This window comes from Pseudomonas sp. SHLD1, assembly GCF_028640935.1.
GTDB classification, from domain to species: domain Bacteria; phylum Pseudomonadota; class Gammaproteobacteria; order Pseudomonadales; family Pseudomonadaceae; genus Chryseomonas; species Chryseomonas aestiva.
On record NZ_JAQZAD010000012.1, the window covers coordinates 1 to 257 of the forward strand.

At 54.1% G+C, this 257-nt stretch carries 1 rRNA gene; it reads left to right on the top strand.

Annotated elements, in window-relative coordinates:
* Nucleotides 1-190 precede the first annotated feature (190 nt).
* Nucleotides 191-257, top strand: a 5S ribosomal RNA gene (gene rrf / locus PVZ77_RS05520); the annotation flags it as partial.

A 257-nucleotide genomic window follows, 5' to 3' on the forward strand; every position in this document is an offset into this window, starting at 1 on the left:
ACCGATACTAATTGCCCGTGAGGCTTGACCATATAACACCCAAACAATCTGACCGCGGTCAGAGCGTGAGGAAGACGACGCCGAAAACGGTGCGTGGGTTCGCAAGACCCAAGACGAGTTGTCTACTTCGATCACAGACCCAATTGGGCCAGCCAGGCATGCAGCAGCGCCTGGTCAGCCAACCGAATTGCTTGACGAACATAGAGCATTGGAACCACCTGATCCCTTCCCGAACTCAGAAGTGAAACGATGCATCG